This is a genomic window from Moorena sp. SIO4G3 (genome assembly GCF_010692305.1).
In the GTDB taxonomy this organism is placed as follows: domain Bacteria; phylum Cyanobacteriota; class Cyanobacteriia; order Cyanobacteriales; family Coleofasciculaceae; genus Moorena; species Moorena producens_A.
Genome location: NZ_JAAHIG010000458.1, coordinates 1 through 6,352 on the forward strand (window position 1 = coordinate 1; position 6,352 = coordinate 6,352).

At 42.5% G+C, this 6,352-nt stretch carries 5 protein-coding genes and 1 pseudogene; 3 read left to right on the plus strand and 3 right to left on the minus strand.

Features of this window, described 5'->3' with window-relative positions; all coding sequences use genetic code 11:
* Window positions 1-104: 104 nt before the first annotated feature.
* Window positions 105-485: pseudogene (locus tag F6J99_RS39850) on the minus strand (endonuclease domain-containing protein).
* A 798-nt stretch (window positions 486-1,283) separates the two neighbouring features.
* Between F6J99_RS39850 and F6J99_RS39855 the strand changes: the two are divergent.
* From F6J99_RS39855 to F6J99_RS39865, 3 genes are all read left to right on the plus strand, one after another.
* Window positions 1,284-2,081: a reverse transcriptase domain-containing protein gene (locus tag F6J99_RS39855; protein ID WP_293121691.1), complete on the plus strand. Its 798-nt coding sequence runs from the start codon at window positions 1,284-1,286 to the stop codon at window positions 2,079-2,081.
* Window positions 2,062-3,126 (plus strand): group II intron maturase-specific domain-containing protein, encoded by a 1,065-nt coding sequence (locus tag F6J99_RS39860; protein ID WP_293121693.1) that lies wholly within the window; start codon window positions 2,062-2,064, stop codon window positions 3,124-3,126. The genes F6J99_RS39855 and F6J99_RS39860 overlap by 20 nt, the downstream gene beginning before the upstream one ends.
* Window positions 3,127-3,296: 170 nt before the next feature.
* Entirely contained in the window at window positions 3,297-3,464 is a 168-nt protein-coding gene (locus tag F6J99_RS39865) for a hypothetical protein (RefSeq protein WP_293121695.1), read from the plus strand.
* Here the strand turns inward: F6J99_RS39865 and F6J99_RS39870 are convergent, their stop codons facing one another.
* Both F6J99_RS39870 and ftsH4 read right to left on the minus strand, forming a co-directional pair.
* Window positions 3,465-3,815, minus strand: coding sequence for a hypothetical protein (locus F6J99_RS39870; protein ID WP_070393412.1), 351 nt, complete (start codon window positions 3,813-3,815; stop codon window positions 3,465-3,467).
* Window positions 3,816-4,289: 474 nt separating this feature from the next.
* Window positions 4,290-6,170, minus strand: a complete 1,881-nt coding sequence (gene ftsH4 / locus F6J99_RS39875) for an ATP-dependent zinc metalloprotease FtsH4 (protein ID WP_293121697.1) — start codon at window positions 6,168-6,170, stop codon at window positions 4,290-4,292.
* Window positions 6,171-6,352: the final 182 nt, after the last annotated feature.

The window sequence follows — 6,352 nt, forward strand, 5'->3', positions numbered from 1 at the left end:
TGGCCAGGGTTTTGATCCCCCTAAATCCCCCTTAATAAGGGGGACTTTGATTTTAATTTAGCTCTTCCCTTAATCAGGGTGACTTTGATATTGCTCCCCCCTTATTAAGGGCTGGGGGGTATCTCACTACTAATGAGATCGCACACTGCTTCAAAATTATGCAACACTTCATCATTGGTAAATCGAATTACTTTTAATCCATAACCTTCAAGAATGTGAGTTCTTTCTTCATCATAAGCCTTAGCCTATTCTGTATAATGATAATCCCCATCCACTTCAATAACTAACTTTAAAGCAGCACAATAAAAATCCACAATAAAATTCGCTATTGGTCTTTGTTTAAAGACTCGAAACTTAAAATTTTTTAAATAGTCATACCACAGCTTTTTCTCGGCTGGGGTCATATTTTTTCTTAATTCTCTAGCTCTGCTTACTAAATTGGAATTATACGGAAGATGAAATTGTCTTTGTTGGTGATCACACATTTAATCATAAAATTTTTGGTTTGTTGGAGGACTTTGAAACAGCCCTGCCTTTAACAAAAGGGGGACACTCACCATATTAACCACACTCCCTGCTCCCTACTCCCTAAAAAAAAGTTTGTTACAAAAATTTTAAAAATATGCTATAATTTGCAATTTTTTGTGATATACTGAAATTGTGGAAAACGTGCGACGTGAAAGCGTCTGAATGAATCGAAACCTGAAATGGTTTTCTGAGGAGTGCATCCCTCAGCCTGCCGAGATGAGGGGGGAAGAGTAATCGGAACCTGAGTGCAGATTCTCGATAAAATCCCGAAAGGGAAAAGTGGTTGAAAGTGGAGTCACACCACCATTACTGCTCGCAGGAAGACTGACAATGGTTAACGAAAGTGAACGTTTGCCGCCTCGTTACACTTGGATGGTGAAAGTGACTGAAACACCGTAGTCAAAATGACAACGAATCCGTCATTAAGAAGTTTGGTCGATTTTCTACTAAACTTGATGCAACGAAGGATTCCGGGGTATGGAACGAACCTTTTGACAGTCGTAAACTTCATTTAGATGAACACGGAAAACCCTGATAATTCAACTGCCTAACGGCAAAGTGGATTGCAAATGAAACTGAGAGTTGACAGGGAACAGGAGTCTGGAAGAAGCGAATGGTACCAAGGCGAAAGCCAACGGGAAAATCCAAAAGATATAACCGGGTACATAAGTTCAAATGAACTATACCGAGAGGTAGCAGACGTCCAGATGGTCTACTCAGAATATTCAGCACCTTGAAAAGAGAATATTACGGAGATGAAAAGTAGAACCAGAAATGGTACTGGAATCGAAGACTGGCAGGAGATTAACTGGAAAGTTATCAATCGGCAGGTATTCAAAATTCAAAAGAGGATATTCAAGGCCACCCAACAAGCCCGACAAGAGGAAGGCAGCTGGAAAAAGGTAGTAAACCTGATGAAACTGTTAATAAACAGCAAATCAGCACTACTACTGGCAATACAAAGGGTAACACAGATTAATAAAGGCAAGGGAACTGCGGGAGTAGACGGAATAACCGCTCTAACTCATGAACAGAGAACCAACCTAATTAAAAAGTGGAACTGGAGTAAAGTAAATCCAACCAAGCGAGTATACATACCGAAACGGAACGGTAAGAAAAGACCTCTGGGAATACCCACCATAAACGACCGAATTGGTCAAGCCATCCTAAAAATGGCATATGAACCGGTATTTGAAGTGTATTTTGAACCAGGAAGTTACGGATTCCGACCCGGAAGGAGTTGTCACGATGCCATCCAAGATGTCTTCTCAACCTTGAAGAAAGGGAGTTCTCACAGATGGGTGCTAGATGCAGATATCAAAGCTGCATTTGACAATATCTCTCATGAATTCATAATCGAGAAGATAAAAGGATTTCCAAAAAGGAACGTCGTACTGAAATGGTTAAAGGCTGGATACATGGAAGAAACCAAATTCTCTGAAACCAAAACAGGGACACCTCAAGGCGGAATAATAAGTCCACAAAAGCGCAAATGTTGCACTGGATGGTATACAGGAATGGATTTCCAAACCTATGGAAACCATTACATATAAAACCCGAAACAGGGGCAAGGACATCAAAAAGAAAAAGGAGGTAAACAAATATAAATATGCTAGATATGCGGACGATTTTGTTATAACCAGTCAAACCAGGGAAAATCTTGAAGAGATAATCCCTCAGTTAGAATCATGGTTAGCCCAAAGAGGATTGAAACTGAATAAAGCTAAGACTCAAATCAGAGATATCAGAAAAGAGGGATTCTCATTCCTCGGATTTGATATACGGCAATTCAAAGGCAAGACACTCAGGTATGGAAGCAACAGGTATAAACGTAAAGCTCACAAAATGAGAATTAACGCCAAACCTAATGCAAAACGGATACCTTCCCCTAATGCCAAATTAAAAGAAGAAGAGTGTTACTCATGCTTCATAATACCTGGTAAGAAGGAAACCAAAGAATTCCTAACCAATATACGGGAATATCTCAAGAATGAAGGAAGAGTGTTGAGCTTCGATACGGTGTTAAATAGACTCAACTCTAAAATCAGAGGATGGCTAAATTACTACCGTTTTGTATGCTCCAAAAAGACATTTTCGAAAATCAGGAAAGAGGTATTAGATGCCATATACAGGTACCTAAAAAGGAAACATCCTAAGAAGTCCTGGAAATGGATTAAACGGAAGTACTACACAAAAATTGACCAAGACCCTCACAATCCATATGCCGACACAAAAGGCAGAAGGAAGAAAAGAGAAGTCTTAATCAACGCTGCCAAGGATGTACCTATAATCAGATTTGAGAAGGTAAAAGGGAAAAATTCACCATTTGACCCCACACTAATCGAATACTGGAAAAAGCGCCAAACGAAATGGGGTAAAACCAAATTCGCTAAAGGCAGCAAATATGAACAAATCTACACCAGACAAAAAGGCATATGCCCTATATGCGGAAAGCCAATTTGTTTGGACGAAGCGTTCGAGGTACATCATATAGTGCCAATCAGGGATGGAGGCAACAACAGCAAGGCGAATCTAATGATTCTACACCAACACTGTCATAAAGCCAAAAATAAACATCTACACAAAAGGGTGGACTGAATAGGCTTGAGCCGGATGAGTGTGAAAGTCTCAAGTCCGGTTCTTAGGGGAGGAGGAGATGGCAACGTCTCCTACCTTACCCGACAAAATCCACGGGAAGAGCCAGCCTTAGAGTTTTCCAAGGCTGCAGGCTGGCTCTTGGTCCCCTTTACAGGAGATAACTTAATATTATGTCCCATCGCCTATACCCATGGGTGGTTGTTAGGTTGTTACGACCGATGCCACCAGTCGTTTTCGCTCGGTTCGAGAACCCTGCTGATGCCAAGGGCTATGTGCAGGTACTGAAACTGCTGATGCCTGGTGCGCAGTTTCTAGTTTTTTTTGACCTTGATCAATAATCATGATTGACGCACAAATTCAGAACTTGATTCTGTAGCTAACAAGCCATGGTTTTGTTTAAATTCAGCCAACAACCGAAAAAAATATTCAAAACCTCCTTTTTCAGTATGACAAGAAAGCATAATTAACTTAGCCCATGACGTAACCGACTTAACCCCCAGTTTTTCCTGTAGCCAAGGTTGAAACTCCTCATAAAATTTTGCTTCTGCTTCAGTCAACTCAATATCCATCTCACTGCGAGCATATTCATAGCCAACTAAAAACATAAATAAATCGGTTACCGAAGGACGACCAATATACATACCAGGGCATTTTTCGATTTTTTCTAGAATATCAAATAATCCATTCATAACAACACTACTATTAACCTATTTAAGTTATAACTCGGAGGGGTTAGGGGTGGGTTTCTCTTACCTGCTCCCTGCTCCCTGCTCCCTGCTCCCTGCTCCCTAAAACCAAGATATTTTTACCTCACAAGTCGTAGAATTGCTATAAAATAATTCAACTGTGTTGCAAATCATCCCAACATCCTCTCCAGTTCATCAAGATCTGCCCGAATTTCATCCTCAAGCGTCCGCAATTTCTCTAAAATAACCTTTGGTGGTTCATACTCCACCTCTTCATACTCAATTTCTTTGTAGCGATTGTAAGCATATGCGCTACGCGCAGGCTACGCCAACAGCTATCAGCTAATGCATCCCAGGAGGGCATTAGGCTGACGGCTGAATGCTTAGGCAGTTTTCAGATTACTTTACTAATCAAAGGGTTGGGCACGGGGAAACTCCGCACCCAACCCTTGTAATCCTTGCAATTGAAAATTGTGATTAAACTACAGCAGCCTCCTTCTCGGCAGACTTAACTTTACTCAAAAGCTCTTGCAATTTGTCACCCTCAATTACTTCGGTGTCCAATATTTCTTTAGCAATGGTTTCGAGCAACTCCCGATTCTCGTTCAGAATCGCTAATGCTTGTTGATGACCTGTTTCGACAATCTCTTTGACTTCATCATCAATCGCCTTAGCAGTTTCATCACTGACATTGCGGCGGGGATTCATCATCCCATCTCCCAGAAAGCTTGACTGCTGACCTTTCTGGTAAGCTAAGGGTCCGAGAACTTTACTCATGCCATAGGTAGTTACCATCTGCTCCGCTAAATCCGTAGCTCGTTGGAGGTCATTGGAAGCGCCGGTGGTAATGCTATTAAACACAATCTCTTCCGCTGCCCGTCCACCAAGCAAGGTGGCAATCTGACCTTGGAGTTCTTTCTCATCCATTAAGAAGCGGTCTTCTGTAGGCATTTGCAGGGTGTAGCCTAGTGCTGCCATCCCCCGTGGCACAATCGAGATTTTAGCGACTTTACTACCACCAGGCATCAAGGCACCAACTAGAGCATGACCGACTTCATGGTAAGCAACGATGGTTTTCTCTTTGTCATTTAGTACCCGGCTTTTCTTCTCTAGACCAGCTACTACTCGCTCAATCGCTTCAGCAAAGTCCGCCTGGGTTACTTTTTCCTTGCGGTTGCGGGCAGCTAACAGCGCTGCTTCATTAACCAGGTTAGCAAGGTCAGCACCAGCAAAACCAGGAGTACGAGTTGCGATCGCTTTTAGATCCACATCTTCCCCAAGCTTAACTTTCTTAGCATAGATTTCTAGAATTTTCAAGCGACCGGCTAAGTCAGGACGGTCTACCAACACCTGCCGATCAAATCGTCCTGGACGTAACAGAGCTGGGTCTAGGGTTTCAGGGCGGTTAGTGGCTGCTAGGACAATTACCGTAGCATCACCAGCAGCAAATCCATCCATTTCCGTTAGCAACTGGTTGAGGGTTTGTTCCCGCTCATCGTTACCACCAACAAAACCACCACCACTAGCACGGGACTTACCAATAGCATCCAACTCATCAATGAAAATAATACAGGGAGCTTTCTTTTTGGCCTGTTCAAATAAATCCCGAACTCTGGCAGCACCAGCACCCACAAACAGTTCTACAAACTCCGATCCAGAAATACTAAAGAATGGTACACCAGCTTCTCCAGCCACTGCTTTAGCCATTAGGGTTTTACCCGTTCCAGGAGGTCCAACTAATAGCACTCCTTTTGGAATTCGTGCTCCTATGTTAGTAAACCGTTGGGGCGTTTTAAGAAAATCTACAATTTCCTGTAATTCAGTCTTGGCTTCTTCTACCCCAGCCACATCATTAAAGGTAACTTTGGTAGCATCATCTTGCACATAAACCTTAGCTTTGCTCTTGCTAATGGAAAGAGCACCTTGGGGTCCGCCACCACCAAAACGTCCTGCAAAAAACTGCAAAATGCCAACAAAAATCAGTGGAGGTATCACCCAGCTAAGCACGATAGCAAACCAGCTTCGTTTAGGGGGAGGAGCAGCAGCAAATTCTACTCCTTTATCTTCTAGTCGTTGAGGTAACTCTAGGTCATAGATTGGGGTCGTGATCAGAATTTGTCCTGGCTGTTCAGTATCAGCTTTGAGCTGATACTGGATTTGGTCTTGCCCAACATAAACCCGTGCTACCTTTCCATCTTGGACTTGGTCAATAAACAAGCTGTAGGGTACCCGAGCGATTTTCTGTCCGAAGAATCCAGGCAAGAATAGGTTAGCTACAAGAAATAAACCCCCTAAAAACAAGAGAATATTGCCAATTAGGCGAGATCGAGGGGGTTGAGGTTTGTCTTTAATACTCATAGATGCAAGGTAGTTAAATCCAAAGTAATCTTTGTTTAAAATGCTTTTCTTATAGAGGGTAAAAGCCCTCACTCTTAGCCTACCAGGGTACGGTTAAAAGTTATACAAATTGTTCAAAGTAGGACTACAGATTCAGATGGGGAGATGGGGAGATGGGGAGATGGGGAGATGGGGAGAGGGGG